Genomic DNA, 20,046 nt, shown 5'->3' with positions numbered 1-20,046 from the left:
GCCGTCGGCACTGCCGAGGGGCTTGCCCAGCAGCAGGCGAACGTACTCCGACCCGATGAATCCGGCTCCGCCGGTGACGAGGATCCTCACGGGTCCGAGAGTCTACGCGGGCCGACTGGCGGTGCCGGTAGGTGTTTCGGCATTATCGGTTAGGGCCACCTGGGCGATTGCAGGTGTAACGGCATTCGGGTAGAAAGTGCCAGCGAAGTACGACTCGTCGTGCCCGCACGTATCGCATCTATGGGGGGCGAGTGAACGGCGTGTCGCTGGTCAATACCGCTCGGCCTTCGCCGGGCCCCGGCACGAAGCCATCGCCCGGACGCCGCGCACTGGGCCTGCTGCGGCGGCTCGTCGCACCCGAACGTCTCTACATCGGCGCTCTGGGCCTGACCGGGCTGGCGGCGGTCCTGTCCGTGGCACTGCCGCCCGCGGAGCGCGGTGAACTCTCCGCGAACATGGTGAGCGCGACGCTTGGCGCGGCCGTCGGTGGCCTCTCCCTGGACACCTTCCTGCTGTCCCGCCCGGGCGGCTGGGTCTTCTCGCGGGGACGCCAGTGGGTCCTGGCGATGTTGACGGCCTCGGTCCTGCTCTCCGTCGTCGCCGCCGCGGTGCTCACCACGGTGGCCGGGATCGGCAGCTATCTGGTCGGCATGGGGTCCGCCGCGGGTCTGACGATCTTCAACACGGTCTCGTCGATCGCGCTTCGCCAGAAGAGCTTCCTGGTCGTCTACGCGATGCGCGCGGCGAGCGGGGCGGTCCTGGTCGGTGGCTACGTGGCGCTGTACTTCGCCGGCTACCTGGACGGCGGCCTGTGGAGCATGGTGTGGCTCGTCGTCCAGTGGGTGAGCGCGCTGTCCGTGTGCGCCCTGGTGCTGGGGATGCTCCGGCGGATCGGGCCCGCACCACGGCCGGAGGCCACCGCTGTCGACTACCGCGCCGACATGGCAGCCGTCGGCAACCTGCACCTCGGGATCTTCGCCCAGATGATGACGCTACGGTTCAACCAGATCCTGGTGGCCAGGTTCGTCGGCGCCGGCCCCCTCGGCGTGTACGCCCTGGCCGTCGCCGCGCTCGAGTTCGCGCAGGCCGGTGCCGTCGTACGGGCGCAGCGGATCCTGGCCAGCCGGGACGGTGACACCGGACCCGACCCCACCCGAGCCGTGGTCACCGCGGCGCTGCCGGTCGCCCTGGCGGCCGTGCTCGGGCTCGGTGTGCTGGGCTACCTCCAGCCGGAGTACCGGCACGCCTGGATTCTCGGCCTCGTCCTCCTGCCCGGCTCACTGGCCACAGCGGCCGGCAAGAGCTGGAGCGCCCTGCTGCTGAAGAGGCGGGGCGAGCGGGCCACGACGGTGGTCGCACTGATCACCCTCGGGTTCGCTGTTCCCGCGTACTTTGCGATCATCCCGTGGGCGGGTGTGATCGGGGCGGCCATCGCCTCGACGCTCGCCTACGCCGTACACGCCTTCGCCTCCAGAGCGAGCCTGCGACGAGCGCAGTCGCCGAATAATGGGACGGTTTGACATGGATGTCTCGATTGTTGTCCTCGCCTGGGAGGACTTTGAGCGCACCCGCGCCTGCGTCCTGTCGCTGCCGACGGAGGCAGAGATCGTCGTCGTCGACAACGGCAGCTCGGCACACATCCAGGAGTCGCTCAGCGCGTTCTGCGCCGAGCAGGGTGTCCAGTACGTCCAGTCCGGCTCGAACCTGGGGTACGCGCGGGGCATGAACCTCGGCGTACGCCACACCAGCCGGGCGAACGTGATCCTCTCCAACAACGACATCATCGTGCACGCCGACGCCGTGTCCCGCCTGCTGACCGCCCTTGAGGACCCACAGGTGGGCGCGGCCTTCCCGGGCGTCGTCACGCCGTCGGGTGTGTCACAGACCGAGGGCGGGCGGTTCCTGGGCCTGGGCGTCGGTCTCGCCCACGCCACCGGCCTCAGCCTCGTGCTGCCGAACCTGCGCATCGTCGCCCCGCCGGAGAAGGCGGACTGGCTGACCGGCCCCTTCGTCGCCATGCGCCGGAGCACCTTCGACGCCATCGGCGGCGTCGACGAGACGTCGTTCTTCTACTCGGAGGACATGCGGCTCTGCTGGGCCGTCCGGCAACAGGGGCTGCGGCTGGCGTACGTGCCGGAGGCCGTGATCATGCACGAGGACGACGCGACCGCGAAGCGGCGCTGGTCCGAGGAGGAGATCTCCGAGCGCCGCACCCGGGAGTTCATCCGGGCGAGCCGGAGCATGGGTGGCCGGCGCGGCCGCATCGCCACGACGGCGTACGTGGGCGGGGTGCTGCTGCGCGCCGCGGTGGGCGGAAACCCGGTTCGTCGCGCCATCGCCCGTGGCGCCGTCGAGGGGCTGCGTACCTCGTGAAGGTGTTGTTCGTCTGCACCACGGGTGGCTCGGGGCGGCGGCAGCTCGGTGGCGCCGAACGCATCCTGACCGAGATCATCCCGGCGCACGCGCGAACCGGCCTGGACGTCATCGCCGCCACCTCGGACGACGAGGTGGGCCACGCGCTGCGCGAGGCCGGGGTGCCGTGGATCGGGCTCAGCGCCACCAGCCGGATCGATCTCGCCTACGCCCGGGAGATCCGCCGCCTGGTCAACGAGGTGCAGCCGGACGTGGTCTGCGCCCACCTGCTGTCCGCTGCCATGCACTCCCGGGCGGCGCTGAGCATGGGCGGCAGACGGACCCCGCTCGTCGTCACCCTGCACAACAGCCTCTGGCAGTACCGGGACACCGCCGGCTCGTTCCAGCAGAAGGCGCTCATCCAGTCCAACATCACGCTGGACCTGGCGATGCGTCGGGTACGTCCACACGCGACGGTGGCGGTGTCCGAGTTCGAGGCGGCCGAGCTGCGCGAACGTGGCGGCGTCAAGAACATCCACCTGATCCCGAACCCGTTGCCCGTCACCTGGCCGAGCCCGAAGCCCGCCCAGACACCGGAGCCGGGTCGGCGGCCGGTGGTCGGCTATCTCGGCCGGTTGGAGAAGGAGAAGGGTGCCGATCTCCTGCCCGAGATCGCCTCCCTCCTCCCGGACCTGGACTTCAAGGTCGCCGGCGCGGGCTCGATGGCGATCGCAGCCCGACCCAACCTCGACCTCGTCGGTCGGGTCACGGCCGCGGATTTCCTCCAGGAGATCGACTGCCTCGTGGTGCCGTCCCGGGTCGAGTCGTTCGGGCTCAGCGCACTGGAGGCGCTGTCGCTCGGCGTACCGGTGGTGCACACCGGGGCCGGCGGCCTGGCCGAGGTGACCCGGCACGCGACGGGCACCCTGGCGTTCCAGGCGGAGCTCGCGCCCGCCGCGCTCGCCGGCGCCATCCGGGAGGCGGTCGGCCACCGTGGCGTCGACGAGGGGCAGCGGGTGGCCGAGTGGTACGCCCAGGAGTACGCCTTCGACAGGTGTGTGCAGCGGTGGCAGAGCCTGTACAGGTCGCTCCTGTGAGGAGCATGCCGTCGTCCAGTGATCCGCAGACAGTGAGGGAGGTGTCCGAGTGGCAGAGACGTTGACGATCGTCACGGTCCTCTACCGGTCCAGCGACATGCTCGCCGAGACGCTCCCGACCTGGGTACGCGCCGCCGACGGGCTACCGGTGAGGTTCATCTTCGCCGACAACTGGCCGGAGGACGAGTGCGCGAAGGTCATCGCTGATGCTCTGGACGACGAGCGGTACGAGTACCTTCCCGACTCGTCGAACCCGGGGTTCGCGGCGGGCTGCAACCGGGCTGTCGCCGCGGTGCGGACCAGCCACGTACTGCTGCTGAACCCGGACGTCTGGTTGCCGGAGGACGCCCTGGCCCGGTTGTTCCAGAGCATCGCCGCGGACCCGGAGAGCCCGATCGCGGTGGGTCTCGCCATGCACGGCGGCGAGTACGTCGGCATCGACCTGCACCCGGTCTCGCTGTTCATCGACCGGGCGGCGACGGTCCCGCGCGGGCCACTCGGCCCGTCCGGCGGCGCCGCCGTCTTCCCCACCGCGCTCTTCCACCGGTTCGGCGGGTTCTACGAGCACCTGTTCGCCTGGGGTGAGGACGCCGACCTCGCCTTCCGCATGTACGCCGAGGGCCTGCGGACGCGGCGGCTGGATTTCATGCTGCCGCACGCCGGTGGTCACAGCGTCGAGGGCGACAACAAGCTCCAGGGGTTCCGGGCGTTCCTCCTGGCCCGCAACCGGCTCCTGGTCGCCGCGCGGACCTTCACCTGGCCGCTGATGCTCGTCGCGATCCCGATCCTCGCGCTGGCACACCTGGCGCTGGCCGCCCGCCGCGCCCGCCAGGGCCTGCTCCGGCCCTTCCTGCGTGGCGTGGGACGTGGCCTGGTGGAGGGGCCCGCCGCCCGCCGGCAGTGGAAGGGCAAGCGGTTCGGTTTTGCATCCCTGGTCAGCTATCTGAGAGTTCGGAGCGCGTGATGGCAGGAACCCCGTGGAGTGTCGTGACGGTCACCTACAACTCCGCGGACACGCTCCGGCGGTGCTGGGCCGGCGCCAAGCCCTACGAGTGGATCGTCGTGGACAACAACTCCGCAGACGATTCGGCAGCCGTGGCCGAGGAGCTGGGCGCCCGGGTGATCCGGCTGCCGGAGAACGTCGGCTTCGCCAAGGCCAACAACGTCGGCGTACGCCAGGCGGGTGAGTACGTCCTGTTCGCCAACCCCGACCTGGAGGTCCAGCCGGCCGGGTTCGCCGCGATGCAGCGTCACCTGGACGCGCACGGCGGCCTTGTCGCTCCGCAACTGCTCGCGACCGACGGCACCCCCCAGCCCAACGGCCGTGGCTTCCCCTACGCCACTGCCAAGTTGGGCAACCGGAAGATCTGGCCGCTGTCGCGGATGCACGCGAACTACCGGGTGGTGGCGAAGCCCGGCGAGGCCGTCTACGTGGCCTGGGTGATGGGCGCGGCGGTCGCGGCCCGCACCGCGGACTTCGTCGCGATGGGCGGATGGAACGAGCGGTTCTTCCTCTACTACGAGGACCACGAGCTGGGGCTGCGGGCGTGGCGGCACGACATGCCGGTGGTGCTGCTCGGCGACGTGCGGTGGACCCACCACTGGGCCCGTGCGACCAACTCGTTCCAGTGGTCGCGGGCACACACTCTGGAGTTGCAGAGCGCCCGGACCTTCTTCGGCCTGTTCCCCGAGTTCGTGGTCGGGTTGCCGACGGCCGCCCGGCGTAACCCGCAGGCGGCACGCCTGATCGGCACGTCGGTGCCGGCGCAGCGTGGTGCGACCGAACCCCTGCCCACGTCGGTCCGGCAGGCCGGGGCGAGCTGATTCGAGGCCGCCGGTGGCGTCGGGCCGTGACCGGCCCGGCGCGCCGGGCCGGTCACCGAGTTTCCCTCCCCCGATGACGTCGTACGGGTGGAGCATTGTCGTTCCGTACTCGTGATGGGAACCGACGTGGTCGTACAACTGGAGCGCGGGGACGTGGGTCGTCCGGCCACGGCGGCGACGCGGAGCGGGCGCCGTCCCATCCCCGCGGACTGGGTCGCCGTCGGCGTGCTGCTGGCCCTCTTTCCGGTGGTCCACGACGTCAAGACGATGCTCACGGCCGGGTACTGGCTCGACGAGGCCTGGGTGGCGCTGTCGGTGCGGCTGCCGCTCAGCGAACTGCCGGTGGCGACCTCGTCCACCCCGCTCGGGTGGAGCTTCCTGCTGCGACTGGTGCCGGACACCGACTACCTACGCGTGGTGCCGCTGGCGTTCCACGGGCTCACCATTGTCGCCGCGTACGCGCTCGGACGGTTGCTGCGGTGGCCGACGCGGTGGCTCGGGGTCGTCGCGGGCCTCGCCGGCGCCACGGCGGTCCTGCTCGTGCCGGCCCAGCAGATCCGTCACGACCTCAAGCAGTACACCGCCGACGCCGCGATCACCCTGCTGCTCGTCGCCCTGAGCGCCTGGACGGAGCAGACCTGGTCGCGGCGGCGACTCGGCGTGCTCGCGGCAGTGGCCGCCACCGGCATCGCGTTCAGCCACGTCACCGCGATCGCCGCCCCGTGCGTGTTCGGCGGGTTGCTGCTGGTGACCGCGCTGCGCCGGCAGTGGGCGCGGCTGCGGGATGTGGCAGTGGCGGCGTTCGGCGCGATGACAGTCATCGTCGCCTTCTACTTCGGCGTCTCGGCGCGCGGCAACAACGACAAGATGCGGGAGTACTGGGCCGACAGTTTCCCCAGCCTGACCGAGCTGCCCGGCTACCTCAGCCGGCAGGTGCACAGCCTGGCACCGGTGGTGGGCGCGCCCGCTCTGCTGATCGGCGGCCTGTGCCTGGCCGGTGTCGTCACCCTCGCCTGGCAGGGTCGCCCCGCTGCGGCGATCGCGCTGCTCCTGCTGCCGGTGGGGGTGACGACGCTTGGGGTCGCCCGGTTCTATCCGCTGCTGGAGCTGCGTACCTCACACTTCCTGCTCGTCACGGGGGCTGCGGTAGCGGGTGTCGGGGTCGCCGGACTGGCCTACGGAGGGGCCCTGCTCGTCCGTCGCTTGGTGCCCCGCCTGCCGGCCCCGGCGCTGACCGCGGCGGCCTGCGCGGTGCTGCTCGCGTTGTACGGCCTGCACAACGGCCGCTGGTACCGGTTCGACGGCGACGAACCCGGGCTCTACTACACGGCCATCGCGGTGACCGACATCCGTTCGGCGACCCAGTACGTGGCGAAGCACCGGTCCGCCAACGACGTCATCGTCATGAACGAGCTGGCCTGGTACGGCTTCGCGTTCTACTCGCCGCAGGACCCGATCGAGCTGGTCGCGCCGCACACCAACACGGTCGGCTGGTGGATCCGGATGCCCACGCGCTCCGACGTGCGCGTGCTTCTCGACAACGAGACGGCAGCCCTGCACGCCAGCCTCGACCAGGCGCTCACGCTCGCCGATCAGCGCGGCGGGCGCGTGTGGCTGATCCGCTCCCACGCCATGGCGGAGGCGGAGGCCTGGCAGCAGGTGCTCGCCGACTACCGGGTCGAGCAGGCGAGTGGTGGAGTGGAACCGGTCCTGCTGATCAGCCGGGGGTGACCGCCCCCGTGCGAGCGGCACGGCGCACAGCAGAGCGGGGATCCAGGCGGCTACCGGTGTGGTAACCGCATGGATCCCCGCCTGGGTTCGGGCGGAGCCGGGGCCCGCCGCTGGCCGGCCCCGGCTCTGACTAGCCGCCCAGCATCCTCACCGAACCTTGTAGATCTGGAACGTCGCGGCCGGGTAGCGGATCGTCTCGCGGAGTTCCAGACACGCCTCGTTGAGCGGCTCCCCGGTCAGCAGGTACCGGGCCTGATGCTGCCGGAGGAAGTCGCCGCACGGCTCGGTTATGACGTCGAAATGGTCGGCGGTCACGAGCTTGTAGCTGGTCGGCACCGTCTTGGCCGGATCCCGGTCGAAGACGAACCAGACATGGGCGTAGCGGTTGTAGGCGAAGTCCTGTTCGCCCTGCTGGTCCGCGGTCCGCCACAGCTCCAACTGCGGGTAGCCGTAGACGCCGGCCAACGAGTGGGCGCCGTTCATGTAGGCGAAGTTCTCCACGGAGGGCACATCTGTCGCCCAGGTGGCGTCGGGGTCTTCGGCCTCGATGGCGCGGATGGACTCCGCCAACGGTGTGCGCGTCAGCACCGTGGTGCCGCGGTACAGCGGGTGGATGTACACCGTCATGACGAGCGAGAAGGCAAGCAGCGCGGCTGCGGCCCAGGCGAAGTGCTTACGAAGCAGCAGGAACACGACAAGCGGGATGGGGATGACCGACAGGAGCAGACCGCGCTCCTGCATGAAGTCGGGGAACGCCCGCTCCACGTGCAGGGTGAGCAACACCTGGGCGAGCAGCACGACGGCTGTGTACCCGATGACGAGCTTGCGACTCGGCAGGCCGATCCGCTCGTCCAGCAGCCGCCGGACGACCAGGGCCATCCCGACGAAACTCAGCAGACCGATGCCGATGATCAGCCGTGCGGGCGGCACCAGGTTGAGGAACAGGATCTTGCCGACCAGGTCCAGGTGCGGAACGAACAGCCAGACCACTGCTCCCAGCAGCGTGAGACTGGAAAGCAGCAGCGGCCAGTCGATGATCCGCTTGGCGCGGTACAGCATGATCAGCAGGACCACGCTCGGCACCAGCAGGAACGGGAAGACGAGCAGGAAGTTGGAGTTCTCGCTCTGGTTGGCCATCACCTTGTAGAGCCCGGCCTTCTCCGGGAACTGCAAGCCGAAACTGGTGTTGCCGGCGAAGAGGTGCATGAAGTCGAAGCCACCACTCTCGACGACACGCTTACCCGGATAGGCCGTGTTCTGGATGGTCTCGATGACAGTCATCCGGGTCGCGACGAAGACACCGATCACGGCGCCCGCGACCACGAGCGAGGCGACGGCGATGCCCAACTGCCGCAGCAGCAGCCGGCGCGGCATTGCCCGACCCTGCTCGATCAGGAAGCCCACGGCGAACGGGGCCACCGCCAGGGCACAGGCCACCTGGAACGGCGGGTAGAGAACGAGCGCGAAGCAGGTGAGCACATAGGCCAGGAGCGCTCCCCAGCCGACTGTGGTGAGCAGCCGTTTCGACCGCATGAGGAAAATGAGCGCCGTGGCCGCGAACAGGGCGTAGTAGATCGACGACAGCGTGACGTACTGGTACCACCACTGGTTGAACGGGCTGAAGAACAACGCCAACCCGAGCCCGGCGGCGAACCACCGCTGCCTGGGCATCAGCGCCAGCACGAAGAAGTAACAACTCAGGATGAGCAGATAGCCCATCAGCCACCATTTGAAGGCGAACGCGTAGTCGAACGGCAGCACCAGGAAAGCCAGGTTGTGTGGCTTGAAGACCGTCGACCACTCTTTGTACGGGACGTCCCTGATCAGGGTGACGTCCTCGCCCTGCCCGACGTTCGGATTGACCCGCGGGTAGTCGGCGGCCTCCTGGGCGATGGTGAGCTGAGTGTTGACGTTCCACTCGTCCGCCCGGATCCCCTGTGGCTCGTTGGCCAGGAGGTTCGGATCCGGAACCTCGCCGGAGACAATGGCGTGGAACATGCCCACCGAGGAGCCATTGATCTGCAGGGCCGTCAACCCCAGCAAGACGACCGTGAGCAGGGCCGGAAAGAGCCAGATACTGCGGGCGAACCTACCGCCGGCACGCATGGTCCGGCCACGGGGACCAGTGTCGTCGTTCATCGGGGCCATTCTTTTAAGGGGTGATTGGGGGTTCGCGCGGTCAGTGACTGTGGGTGCCACGCGCGGTGAAGGACACTGCCGCACCAGCCGGCGGGGGCGGCGGCTGGCGGTGCGGTTCCCCTTCGCCGGCGCTTTCTCGCCCGGGGACGCGCTGCCGTCCGGGCACCAGGTCCCACAGTGACCGAGGCGATGCCCCCGGGCCGCCCGCGGCGCCCAGGCTGATCGCCAGGAGCAGGACGGCCACGGCGCTGAGCCACAGCCACACGTCGAAGAAGAAGATCTGCGCGGCGAACCCGACCATGATCAGCCGACCGGCGAGCGAGCGGGAACGCCAGAACAGCGCCAGCAGCAGGCCGACGAAGCTGAGCAGACCGACCAGGCCGAGGTTGTGCCAGATGGTCAGGTAGGTGTTGTCGAAGACCTGCGCCTGCCCGTCGCCGATCCCGACGTCCTCCAGGTAGCGCACGCTCGATTCCGGGCCGTTGCCGAAGATGACAGTGGACCAGTCGCGGGTGATGCCGTCCCAGGCGACGGAGATGCGTTCGAAGCGGGCGCTCGCGCTTGCCGACCCCACCGGGTCCGACATCCGGGCTCCCGCCACGTCGACCGAGTCCACGGACGGGGTGGTGGCACTCGCCGACGGCGTCGCGCCCGGCTCCGCGGGGCTGACCCAGGTCGGCGGCGGCTCCTCGGAGCCGACCCGGAAGGTCGACGGGTTGACCGCGACGACGACGAAGGCGACCACCGCGATGACGACCCCGGTGGACACGCCGCGCCAGGAGATCTTCCGCAGCTTGAGCAGCAGCCAGATCCCGAGCGCGAGGGAGGTCCCCACCCAGGCGCTGCGCGTGCCGGAGAGCACCAGCCCGACGAGGTTGGCGGTGAAGGGGATGTACCAGTACTTACCCCGGATGGTCAGCGCCACGAGGGCCATGGCCATGGCGAAGGAGCCGTAGACGATCGGGTGACCGAAGAACCCGGCCGCCCGGGTCGGATCGAACAGGGACGTGTAGGTCCAGTCGTAGGCGAACTGGTCGAAGAGCGGCCAGGTGCCGGTGAGGGTCTGGTACTTGGCGAACACCGCCACGGCCACGCTGATCCAGGTGAACGTCTCGGCGATGCGCCCGATCAGCTTCGGATCGCGACGCGCTTCCTCGATGAGGTGCCAGCCCAGCACGCCGATGCACAGCAGGGGCGCGACACCGACCGCCACCGGCTTGATGCCGTGCCAGTGCAGCACTCCCGCGAGAACGGTGCAGAAGGGCAGCAGCAGCGCCCCACCGATCAACCTCGGCGACCAACCGTCCCGTTCGGCCCGGTGCAGCCGCCCCCAGCCGGCGAGGATGAAGAGAAGCAGCAGCAGGGTGTACGACGGGTTGGTCGGGTAACCGAAGTCGATCGTCACCGGGACCATGAAGGCCACCAGGAAGATGGCCCAGGTGATCCGGACCGGCTTCAGCAGCACCCAACCCAGCAGAGCACCGGCGCCGACGGCGAGCGCGAGGTCCCACCTGCCCAGGACCAGGAACGCCGCTGCCACCAACAGCAGGCCCAGCCCGACGTAGCGCGCCGGGCGCCCCAGGCTGTTGAACCGGTCAGTCACCATGTGCACGCTGCGATCGTACGGAGCAGGCGGCGTCGATGGACGTCGGCCTCTGTCGGCGTCGCCGCCCGGAGCCGGTCGCGGCACGCGCGGCATCAACTGTACCGGCGCCACAGGTCTCGCAGCGCCTCCCAGTTGCCCGCGATGCCTGCCTCACAGGGCGTTTCGATGACCAGGACACCGTTGGAGTCGTCCCGATTCCACCAGAGTCCGCAGTACGTCCCGGTCTCCACCTTGAACGCGTACTCGACGTAGCTGCCGGGCACACCGCTCTTGCCGCCGGTCGTCCGGGTCGCCTCCTTCAGCCCCGGGGCGAGCGAACCAGCGGCGAGGTTCAGGTCCTGGCGCTGCGCGCGCGCCGCGTCCCGCTGGGCCTGCTCCCGGAACAGCACGAAGTGCAGCTCCAGTGCCCCGTCGGGGCAGAAGATGTGGCGCTCCTCGTTCGGTGGCAGATCCGGGCCGCCGTCGTCGTTGTAGACCACGCAACCGCTGACGTCGGCCAGCCACGGCTCGCCCAACGGAGCCAGTTCGCCGATGAACTTCGCCTTGTTGATGGAGAACTGGGTCGCCCGAAAGGGCGAGAGGGAGGCCGCTTCGGACGGTGCCTTCTCCTCCTTACCGGGCCCACCGACGGCGTACCCCACGAAACCGGCGACGAGAGCGATCGCCAACCCGCCGGCGACGAGGGCGATCCAGCTGCGGCGTTTCCGGACGACCTGGACCGGCGCGATCCGCCGGCCGGGCATCCCGAACGGTTCCCGGTCGACCGGGACCGGCACGCCGGACGAGGGCGCCGCCGAGACCGGTTGGGACGACGGCCCGGACCACGGGGCCTGCGCGTACAGGGCGACCTGCTGGGTCGGCTCCCCGAGTGCGCCGTCACCCGCCGGGTCCTGGCTCACACCGCCGGTCGACACGGGGGTGCCGCTGACCGGGGTGACGGAGTCACCGAGCGACACTGTGGCGTCGTCAGCCCGGTAGTCCTGCTGGAGGAGCCGGAACAGGTGCTCCGGAACATCCGGCTGTTCGCCCTCGTACGCCACCCACGGGTTCGTCGAGGACAGGTCGGCCTCCGCGTAGGGGTGACCGGCGGGTGCCTGGGACAACATCCTGACGGCGTGGGCGAAGGCCTCCCGCCAGCGTGGGTCCGTCGCCGCCGGCCCGTCCAGCAGGATGACCGTCATGGGTCGCTCCTGCGCGTCGACGGCGGCCCATGCCTTTCCCACCAGAGACCCGCCGAGCACGCGGGTGAACCTGTAGGGACTTTCCGGCTGCATGTGCGCTCCTCCGTCGTTTCGCCGAGCGGGATACTACCGATCACCGCCGAGTGCGGACTGCCCCGTCAGCACGTGCCCTCGCACACCCTCCGGACGTCGCGGAACCGTGCCGGGACGGCGTAGGACGCCGCCTTGCCAGGTGAAAGATTCCATGCATAGAGTCGGCCCGTGAATGAAAGTGGTGCGCAGGGCAGCGATCTGCTCGACCTGTTCGACGGGGTGCGGCTGACCCCCACCCAGCGCCGGATCGCGCACTGCCTCGTGCAACACGCACCCGCCGTGGCGTACCTGTCCGCCGCCGAGGTCGCCGAACTCGCCGGGGTCAGCCAGCCGTCGGTCACCCGGTTCGCCGTCGCGCTCGGCCACGACGGCTACCCGGCGCTCCGCCGCCGGCTGCGCGACCTCACCACCGCCACTCCCGGCGGATCGACGGACGCCGGCAACGAGCTACAGCAGGCGGTACGCGCGGAGATGGGCAACCTGGACCGGCTGGCCGGCCAGCTCGCCGACCGCGACCGGATCGCCGAGACCGGGCGGTTGCTCGCCCGAAGCCGCCCACTGCCGGTGCTCGGCCTGCGCGCCGCCGCGCCGCTGGCCGCGTACTTCGCCTACTTCGCGGCGAAGGTGCACCCGGACGTGCGGGTGCTCGACGACGGCGGCAGCCTGCTCACCGACCGCCTGGAGCAGGCGGCCGAGGCCGGGGCGTCGGCCCTGCTCGCCTTCGTCCTGCCCCGCTACCCCCGGGAGACCCTGGACGCGCTCCGCGACGCCCGCGACGCCGGGCTGACCGTGGTGGCGATCACCGACTCACCGGTCAGCCCCGCCACCGAGCACTCCGACGTGGTGCTGCCCGCGGCGGTCGGCGCGCAGCTCGTCTTCGACCTGCACACCGCCCCGATGACCCTGGCCATGGTGTTGTTACAGGCGATCTGTGACGCCGCACCGGCCGACACCCAACGCCGACTGGAGGCGTTCGAGGCCTCCGCGGCCCGCCGTCAGTTGTTCCGCGGATGACCGGAGGAGACCCGAGATGACCCAGCCCGTCCGTGCCGCACGGGGCAACCAGCTCACCGCCCGAGGGTGGCAGCAGGAGGCCGCCCTGCGGATGTTGATGAACAACCTCGACCCGGACGTGGCCGAGCGCCCCGAGGACCTGGTCGTCTACGGCGGCACCGGCAGGGCGGCCCGGGACTGGCCGTCATACCACGCGTTGGTCCGCACGCTCACCGACCTGCGCGAGGACGAGACGATGCTCGTGCAGTCCGGCCGCCCGGTGGGCGTGCTGCGCACCCACGAGTGGGCGCCGCGGGTGCTGCTCGCCAACTCCAACCTGGTCGGCGACTGGGCGACCTGGCCGGAGTTTCGCCGGTTGGAGCAGCTCGGCCTGACCATGTACGGGCAGATGACCGCCGGTTCGTGGATCTACATCGGCACCCAGGGCATCCTCCAGGGCACCTACGAGACGTTCGCGGCGGTGGCCGCCAAGAAGTTCGACAGCACCCTGTCCGGCACGCTCACACTGACCGCCGGCTGCGGTGGGATGGGCGGCGCGCAGCCGCTCGCGGTCACCATGAACGGCGGCGTCTGCCTGATCGTCGACGTGGACCGCACCCGGCTGGACCGGCGGATGCACGACCGCTACCTGGACGAGGTCGCCGACTCGCTCGACGACGCGGTACGACGTGTGCTCGCCGCGAAGCGGGACCGGCGTGCGCTCTCCGTCGGCGTGGTCGGCAACGCCGCCGAGATCTTCCCCGAGTTGCTGAGTCGCGGCGTCGAGGTCGACATCGTGACCGACCAGACAAGCGCCCACGACCCGCTGTCGTACCTGCCGGTGGGGGTGGAGCTGGCCGACGCCCGTGCCTACGCGCAGGCGAAGCCGGCCGAGTTCACCGACCGGGCCCGCGCGTCGATGGCGACGCACGTCGAGGCGATGGTCGGCTTCCTGGACGCCGGCGCCGAGGTCTTCGACTATGGCAACTCGATCCGCGGCGAGGCACAGCTCGCCGGGTACCAGCGCGCCTTCGACTTCCCCGGTTTCGTGCCCGCGTACATCCGGCCGCTGTTCTCCGAGGGCAAGGGCCCGTTCCGGTGGGCGGCGCTCTCCGGCGACCCGGCCGACATCGCGGCCACCGACCGGGCCATCCTGGAGTTGTTCCCGGAGAACGAGCCGCTGGCCCGGTGGATCAGGCTGGCCGGCGAGCGGGTCGCCTTCCAGGGCCTGCCGGCGCGGATCTGCTGGCTCGGCTACGGGGAGCGGGACCGGGCGGGCGTGCGGTTCAACGAGATGGTCGCCTCCGGCGAACTGTCCGCCCCGGTCGTCATCGGGCGGGACCACCTGGACGCCGGCAGCGTGGCCAGCCCGTACCGGGAGACCGAGGCGATGGCCGACGGTTCCGACGCGATCGCCGACTGGCCGCTGCTCAACGCCCTGGTCAACACGGCAAGTGGCGCTTCCTGGGTGTCCATCCACCACGGCGGCGGGGTGGGCATCGGCCGGTCGATCCACGCCGGGCAGGTGTGTGTCGCCGACGGCACCGCCCTCGCCGGACAGAAGATCGAACGGGTGCTCACCAACGACCCGGCGATGGGCGTGATCCGGCACGTCGACGCCGGCTACGACATCGCCCGCGACGTCGCGGCCCGCACCGGCCTGCGCACGCCCATGGCCGAGGGATCAGCGTGAGCGACGACCTGCCCGGCCGGTTCCGGGCCCTGTGGGACGAGATCGCGCCGGTCGGGCGGGACACCGACAGCGGCGGCTATCTGCGGTACGCGTTGACCGAGCCGGAGCGGGAGCTGCGCGACTGGTTCCGGGCACAGGCCGGGCAGCGCGCCATGCCCGTCAGCGAGGACGGCAACGGCAACCTCTTCGCCCACTGGGGTGACCCGCAGGCCGCCGACGCGGTGCTCACCGGCAGCCACTTCGACTCCGTGCCGCACGGCGGGGCGTACGACGGGCCGCTCGGCATCGTCAGTGCGTTCCTCGCCGTGGACGAGCTACGCGCCCGAGGTGTCACCCCGAACCGGCCGCTGGTGCTCGCCGCGTTCGTGGAGGAGGAGGGTGCGCGCTTCGGCGTACCGTGCCTGGGGTCGCGGCTGCTCACCGGGGCGCTGTCGCCCGAGCGCGCGGCCGGCCTGCGCGACGCGGCCGGGGTGAGCTTCGCCGAGGCGCTCGGCGAGCGGCCGGCGGGCGCCCGCCCGGAGCTGCTGGGCCGGATCGGCGCCTTCGTGGAGTTGCACGTCGAGCAGGGCCGCGCGCTTGTCGGGACGGACGCGCCGGTCGCGGTGGCCAGCGCGATCTGGCCGCACGGCCGGTGGCGCTTCGACGTCGTCGGCGAGGGCAACCACGCGGGTACGACCCGGATGGCCGACCGCCGCGACCCGATGCTCACGTACGCGTTCACGGTGCTGGCGGCCAACAAGGAGGCCCGGCTGCGCGACGCGCACGCCACGGTGGGCCGGGTCGCCGTCGAACCCAACGCCACTAACGCGATCCCGTCGAAGGTGACCGGTTGGCTGGACGCCCGTGCCGCCGACGCGCAGACACTGTCCGGGCTGGTCGAGGCGGTGTGGGGCAAGCTCACCGAACGCGCCCGCCGCGACGGTACGGCGGTTACCGTCACCGAGGAGTCGGCGACGCCGCTTGTCGCCTTCGACGGCGGCCTGGCCGGGCGGCTGGCCGCCCTGCTGGACGCGCCGGTGCTGCCCACCGGGGCAGGGCACGACGCCGGGGTGCTCGCCGCGCACCTGCCCACCGCGATGCTGTTCGTCCGCAACCCGACCGGGGTGTCGCACTCCCCCGCCGAAGCCGCGACCGACGACGACTGCGCCGCCGGGGTACGCGCCCTGGCCCGGGTCCTTGAGGAGCTGACATGCCGGTGACACCGAGCCGGTGGCTCGCCGAGTACGCCTGGCTGCCCGAGCACGCCGAACCCACCCCCGACGTGCTGATCGAGATCGAGGACGGCCGGATCAGCGCCGTGACGCCGCTGACCCCCGGGAGCCGGCCACCCGCCGGGGTCGAGGTGCACGCCGTGCCGCTGCCCGGCCTGACCCTGCCGGGGTTGGCCAACGTGCACTCGCACGCCTTCCACCGGGCGCTGCGCGGGCGTACCCACGGCGGTCGGGGTGACTTCTGGACCTGGCGGGACCAGATGTACGCGGTGGCGGACCGGCTGGACCCGGACACCTACCTCGCCCTGGCCCGCGCGGTGTACGCCGAGATGGCGCTCGCCGGGATCACCTGCGTGGGCGAGTTCCACTACCTGCACCACCGGCCCGACGGCGGCGCCTACGACGACCCGAACGCGATGGGCGCGGCGCTTGTGGAGGCCGCCGCGCACGCCGGGATCCGGCTCACCCTGCTGGACGCCTGTTACCTGACCTCAAGCGTGGACGGTCAGCCTCTCGCCGGGCCGCAGCGCCGCTTCGGTGACGGCGACGCGGCCCGCTGGGCCGAGCGGGCGACGGCGTTCCAGCCGGCGGACTCGCACGTGCGGGTCGGCGCGGCGGTGCACTCGGTGCGCGCGGTTCCGGCCGACCAGCTCCGCACGGTCGCCGACTGGGCCCGGGATCGGCGGGCGCCGCTGCACGCGCACCTCTCCGAGCAGCCCGCCGAGAACGACGAGTGCCGGGCCGTGCACGGGCGTACGCCCACCGCGTTGCTGGCCGAGCACGGCGTGCTCGGGTCGGACACCACAGCCGTGCACGCCACCCACCCGACAAGCCCCGACCTGACTCTGCTCGGCGACAGCCGGACCGGGGTGTGCCTCTGCCCGACCACCGAGCGGGACCTCGCCGACGGGATCGGCCCGACCCGCCTGATGGCCGACGCGGGGATCCGGTTGAGCCTGGGCAGCGACAGCCATGCCGTCGTCGACCTGTTCGAGGAGGCCCGCGCGGTGGAGCTGGACGAGCGGCTGCGCACCCGCCGCCGTGGGCACTTCGCCCCCGTCGACCTGCTGACGGCGGCAAGCGTCACCGGGCACGCCGCCCTGGGCTGGGCCGACGCCGGCCGGATCGCCGTCGGCGCCCGCGCCGACCTGGTGACGGTACGGCTGGACGGCCCCCGCACCGCCGGGGTGCCGCCGGTGGGCGTGTTCTTCGCGGCCACCGCCGGTGACGTCGAGCAGGTGCTTGTGGACGGCCGGGTGGTGGTGGCCGAGGGCCGGCACCTGAGCGTGGACGTGCCGGCCGAGTTGTCGGCCGCCATCGAGGCGGTGACACCCGCGTGAGCGGCACTCTGCTTGTCGACAACATCGGGGAGCTGGTCACCAACGGCCCCGGCAAGGGCCCACTGGGCATCCGCCGCGACGCCGCCGTGCTGGTCGAGGAGGGCCGGGTCGCCTGGGTCGGGTCGTCCGCGACCGCGCCGGCCGCCGACCGGCGGGTCGACGCCGGTGGGGCCGCCGTGCTGCCCGGCTTCGTGGACAGCCACGCCCACCTGGTCTTCGCCGGGGACCGGGCCGCCGAGTTCGCCGCCCGGATGGCCGGTGAGCCCTACACCGGCGGCGGCATCCGCACCACTGTCGGGGCGACCCGGGCCGCCACCGACGACGAGCTGCGGGCCACCGTGCGCCGACTGCGGGGGGAGGCGCTGCGCCAGGGCACCACCACCATGGAGATCAAGAGTGGGTACGGGCTGACCGTCGCCGACGAGGCCCGCTCGCTGCGGATCGCCGCCGAGGTCACCGAGGACACCACCTTCCTCGGCGCGCACGTGGTCCCCGCCGAGTACGCCGACCGCCCGGACGACTACGTCGGACTGGTCTGCGGGCCGATGCTGGCCGCCGCCGCGCCGCACGCGAAGTGGATCGACGTGTTCTGCGAGCGGGGCGCCTTCGACGTGGATCATGCCCGGGCCATCCTGGCCTGCGGGCAGGCCCTCGGGCTCGGCGTGCGGGTGCACGCCAACCAGCTCGGCCCCGGACCGGGCGTGCGACTCGGCGTGGAGCTGGGCGCGGCGAGCGTCGACCACTGCACCTACCTGTCCGACGCCGACATCGACGCGCTCGCGTCCCGCCGGGTCGACTGCATGTGCCATGAGGGCCCGCACACCACCACCGTCGCGACCCTGCTGCCCGGGGCGGAGTTCTCCACCCGCTCGCCCTACCCGGACGCCCGCCGGCTGCTCGACGCCGGTGTCACGGTGGCGCTCGCCACCGACTGCAACCCCGGCTCGTCGTACACCTCGTCGATGGCGTTCTGCGTGGCCCTGGCGGTCCGCGAGATGCGGATGACCCCGGCGGAGGCGGTCTGGGCCGCGACCGCCGGCGGCGCGCGGGCCCTGCGTCGCGACGACATCGGCGTGCTCACCCCCGGCGCGCGGGCCGACCTCGTGGTCCTGGACGCGCCGTCGCACCTGCACCTGGCCTACCGGCCCGGTGTCCCCCTGATCCGCCAGGTAATACGCAACGGAGCACCGCAATGACGAACGTGACCATCCAACCCACCGGGATCACCGCCGACGACGTGCTCGCGGTGGCCCGCGGCAGCGCCACGGTCGTCCTCGCACCGGCCACCATCGAGGCGATGGCGACCAGTCGGGCCATCGTGGACGGCATCGAGTCGTCGGGCCGTCCCGTCTACGGGGTCTCCACCGGGTTCGGGGCGCTTGCCAACACCTTCATCGCCCCGCAGCGGCGGGCCGAGCTGCAACACGCGCTGATCCGCTCACACGCCGCCGGGGTGGGCGCCCCGATGCCGCGCGAGGTGGTCCGGGCCATGATGCTGCTGCGGGTCCGGTCCCTCGCGCTGGGCCGCTCCGGGGTCCGGCCGCTCGTCGCGGAGGCCCTTGTCGACCTGCTCAACCACGACATCACCCCGTGGGTGCCGGAGCACGGCTCGCTGGGCGCCTCCGGTGACCTGGCGCCGCTCGCGCACTGCGCGCTGGTGCTGCTCGGCGAGGGCTGGGTCCTCGGGCCCGGCGGCGAACGGCAGGACGCGGCGGGCGCGTTGACCGCCGCCGGACTCACGCCGATCGAGCTGGCCGCCAAGGAGGGGCTGGCGCTGATCAACGGCACCGACGGCATGCTCGGCATGCTGCTGCTGGCCATCCACGACGCGGCGCACCTGTTCGCCATGGCCGACGTGACGGCCGCGCTTGCCATCGAGGCGATGCTCGGCTCCGAGCGGCCGTTCCTGCCGGAGCTGCACGCCATCCGGCCGCACCCCGGTCAGGCGGCGTCGGCGGCGAACATCCACCGGCTGTTGCAGGACTCCCGGGTGATGGATTCGCACCGCGACGACCTGGCGCACGCCGTGCAGGACGCGTACTCGATGCGCTGCGCCCCGCAGGTGGCCGGCGCGGCCCGCGACACCCTGGACTTCGTCCGCACGGTCGCGGGCCGGGAGCTGGTGTCCGTGGTGGACAACCCGGTGGTGCTGCCGGACGGGCGGGTCGAGTCGACAGGTAACTTCCACGGCGCGCCGCTCGGCTTCGCCGCTGACTTCCTCGCCATCGCCGCCGCCGAGGTGGGCGCGATCGCCGAGCGTCGGGTGGACCGGCTGCTCGACGTCACCCGCTCCCGGGAACTGCCGGCGTTCCTCTCCCCCGACGCCGGCGTCAACTCCGGGCTGATGATCGCGCAGTACACGGCGGCGGGGATCGTCGCCGAGAACCGTCGGCTGGCCGCCCCCGCCTCGGTGGACTCCCTGCCCACGAGCGGCATGCAGGAGGACCACGTGTCGATGGGCTGGGCGGCGGCCAAGAAGCTGCGCACCGTGCTGGACAACCTCACCAGTCTGCTCGCGGTCGAGCTGCTGGCCGGCGTACGCGGCCTGCAGCTACGCGCCCCGCTGGAGCCGTCACCGGCCGGCCGGGCGGCCGTCGCCGCGCTCGGTCCGGCGGCCGGTGAGCCCGGCCCGGACGTGTTCCTCGCACCGGTGATGGAGGCGGCCCGTGGCGTCGTCGCCGGGCCGGATTTGCGCGCCGCCATCGAACGGGAGGTCGGCCCGCTGGGCTGAGCTCCGTCGGGTCGCTGTCGTCCGCCGCGGGTCAGGCGGCGGGCGGCAGCACCCG

Annotated in this window: 15 protein-coding genes; 12 read left to right on the top strand and 3 right to left on the bottom strand. The window is 71.6% G+C overall.

All coding sequences use genetic code 11. The annotated features are described in order from the left end of the window. Window positions 1-260 precede the first annotated feature (260 nt). From AB0F61_RS03035 to AB0F61_RS03010, 6 genes are all read left to right on the top strand, one after another. On the top strand, window positions 261-1,520 hold the full coding sequence (locus AB0F61_RS03035) for a hypothetical protein (RefSeq protein WP_357802723.1): 1,260 nt from the start codon (window positions 261-263) through the stop codon (window positions 1,518-1,520). 1 nt (window position 1,521) lies between these two features. After that, window positions 1,522-2,373: a glycosyltransferase family 2 protein gene (locus AB0F61_RS03030; protein WP_357802721.1), complete on the top strand. Its 852-nt coding sequence runs from the start codon at window positions 1,522-1,524 to the stop codon at window positions 2,371-2,373. Next, the gene (locus AB0F61_RS03025) at window positions 2,370-3,449 is read left to right on the top strand and encodes a glycosyltransferase family 4 protein (RefSeq protein WP_357802719.1); all 1,080 of its coding nucleotides are present in this window, start codon (window positions 2,370-2,372) and stop codon (window positions 3,447-3,449) included. Before AB0F61_RS03030 ends, AB0F61_RS03025 begins: the two co-directional genes overlap by 4 nt. Before the next feature lie 49 nt (window positions 3,450-3,498). Beyond that, on the top strand, window positions 3,499-4,413 hold the full coding sequence (locus AB0F61_RS03020; RefSeq protein WP_357802717.1) for a glycosyltransferase: 915 nt from the start codon (window positions 3,499-3,501) through the stop codon (window positions 4,411-4,413). After that, the gene (locus AB0F61_RS03015; RefSeq protein ID WP_357802715.1) at window positions 4,413-5,273 is read left to right on the top strand and encodes a glycosyltransferase family 2 protein; all 861 of its coding nucleotides are present in this window, start codon (window positions 4,413-4,415) and stop codon (window positions 5,271-5,273) included. Before AB0F61_RS03020 ends, AB0F61_RS03015 begins: the two co-directional genes overlap by 1 nt. A 114-nt stretch (window positions 5,274-5,387) precedes the next feature. Then, complete coding sequence (locus AB0F61_RS03010) at window positions 5,388-7,004, top strand: hypothetical protein (protein ID WP_357802713.1); 1,617 nt, start codon at window positions 5,388-5,390, stop codon at window positions 7,002-7,004. Between the two features lie 147 nt (window positions 7,005-7,151). On the opposite strand, the gene AB0F61_RS03005 is transcribed toward AB0F61_RS03010, so the two are convergent. The 3 genes from AB0F61_RS03005 to AB0F61_RS02995 all read right to left on the bottom strand — a co-directional run bounded on the left by AB0F61_RS03005 (window position 7,152) and on the right by AB0F61_RS02995 (window position 11,930). After that, window positions 7,152-9,143, bottom strand: coding sequence for a hypothetical protein (locus tag AB0F61_RS03005; RefSeq protein ID WP_357802711.1), 1,992 nt, complete (start codon window positions 9,141-9,143; stop codon window positions 7,152-7,154). Between the two features lie 40 nt (window positions 9,144-9,183). Further along, window positions 9,184-10,749 carry an O-antigen ligase family protein gene (locus tag AB0F61_RS03000; protein WP_357802748.1) on the bottom strand — a complete coding sequence of 522 codons (1,566 nt, stop codon included), beginning with the start codon at window positions 10,747-10,749 and terminating at the stop codon, window positions 9,184-9,186. Window positions 10,750-10,841: 92 nt separating this feature from the next. Then, window positions 10,842-11,930: a hypothetical protein gene (locus tag AB0F61_RS02995; protein WP_357802709.1), complete on the bottom strand. Its 1,089-nt coding sequence runs from the start codon at window positions 11,928-11,930 to the stop codon at window positions 10,842-10,844. A 261-nt stretch (window positions 11,931-12,191) separates the two neighbouring features. On the opposite strand from AB0F61_RS02995, the gene AB0F61_RS02990 reads away from it, so the two are divergent. From AB0F61_RS02990 to hutH, 6 genes are read left to right on the top strand one after another with little or no spacing between them, the layout of a single operon-like run. Next, window positions 12,192-13,037 (top strand): MurR/RpiR family transcriptional regulator, encoded by an 846-nt coding sequence (locus AB0F61_RS02990; protein ID WP_357802708.1) that lies wholly within the window; start codon window positions 12,192-12,194, stop codon window positions 13,035-13,037. Window positions 13,038-13,053: 16 nt separating this feature from the next. Then, window positions 13,054-14,709, top strand: coding sequence for a urocanate hydratase (hutU, locus tag AB0F61_RS02985; RefSeq protein WP_357802707.1), 1,656 nt, complete (start codon window positions 13,054-13,056; stop codon window positions 14,707-14,709). Next, window positions 14,706-15,908 (top strand): allantoate amidohydrolase, encoded by a 1,203-nt coding sequence (locus AB0F61_RS02980; RefSeq protein WP_357802705.1) that lies wholly within the window; start codon window positions 14,706-14,708, stop codon window positions 15,906-15,908. The genes hutU and AB0F61_RS02980 overlap by 4 nt, the downstream gene beginning before the upstream one ends. Continuing rightward, window positions 15,899-17,260 (top strand): formimidoylglutamate deiminase, encoded by a 1,362-nt coding sequence (locus AB0F61_RS02975; protein WP_357802703.1) that lies wholly within the window; start codon window positions 15,899-15,901, stop codon window positions 17,258-17,260. The genes AB0F61_RS02980 and AB0F61_RS02975 overlap by 10 nt, the downstream gene beginning before the upstream one ends. Next, entirely contained in the window at window positions 17,257-18,456 is a 1,200-nt protein-coding gene (gene hutI, locus AB0F61_RS02970; protein ID WP_357802701.1) for an imidazolonepropionase, read from the top strand. The genes AB0F61_RS02975 and hutI overlap by 4 nt, the downstream gene beginning before the upstream one ends. Continuing rightward, window positions 18,453-19,991, top strand: a complete 1,539-nt coding sequence (gene hutH, locus AB0F61_RS02965) for a histidine ammonia-lyase (protein ID WP_357802699.1) — start codon at window positions 18,453-18,455, stop codon at window positions 19,989-19,991. Before hutI ends, hutH begins: the two co-directional genes overlap by 4 nt. Window positions 19,992-20,046 lie beyond the last annotated feature (55 nt).

Origin of the sequence: Micromonospora sp. NPDC023888, from assembly GCF_040639415.1 — a bacterium.
Classification (GTDB): domain Bacteria; phylum Actinomycetota; class Actinomycetes; order Mycobacteriales; family Micromonosporaceae; genus Micromonospora.
The sequence above is the reverse complement of the archived record's forward strand: the minus strand, read 5'-3'. Positions and strand labels throughout refer to the sequence as shown.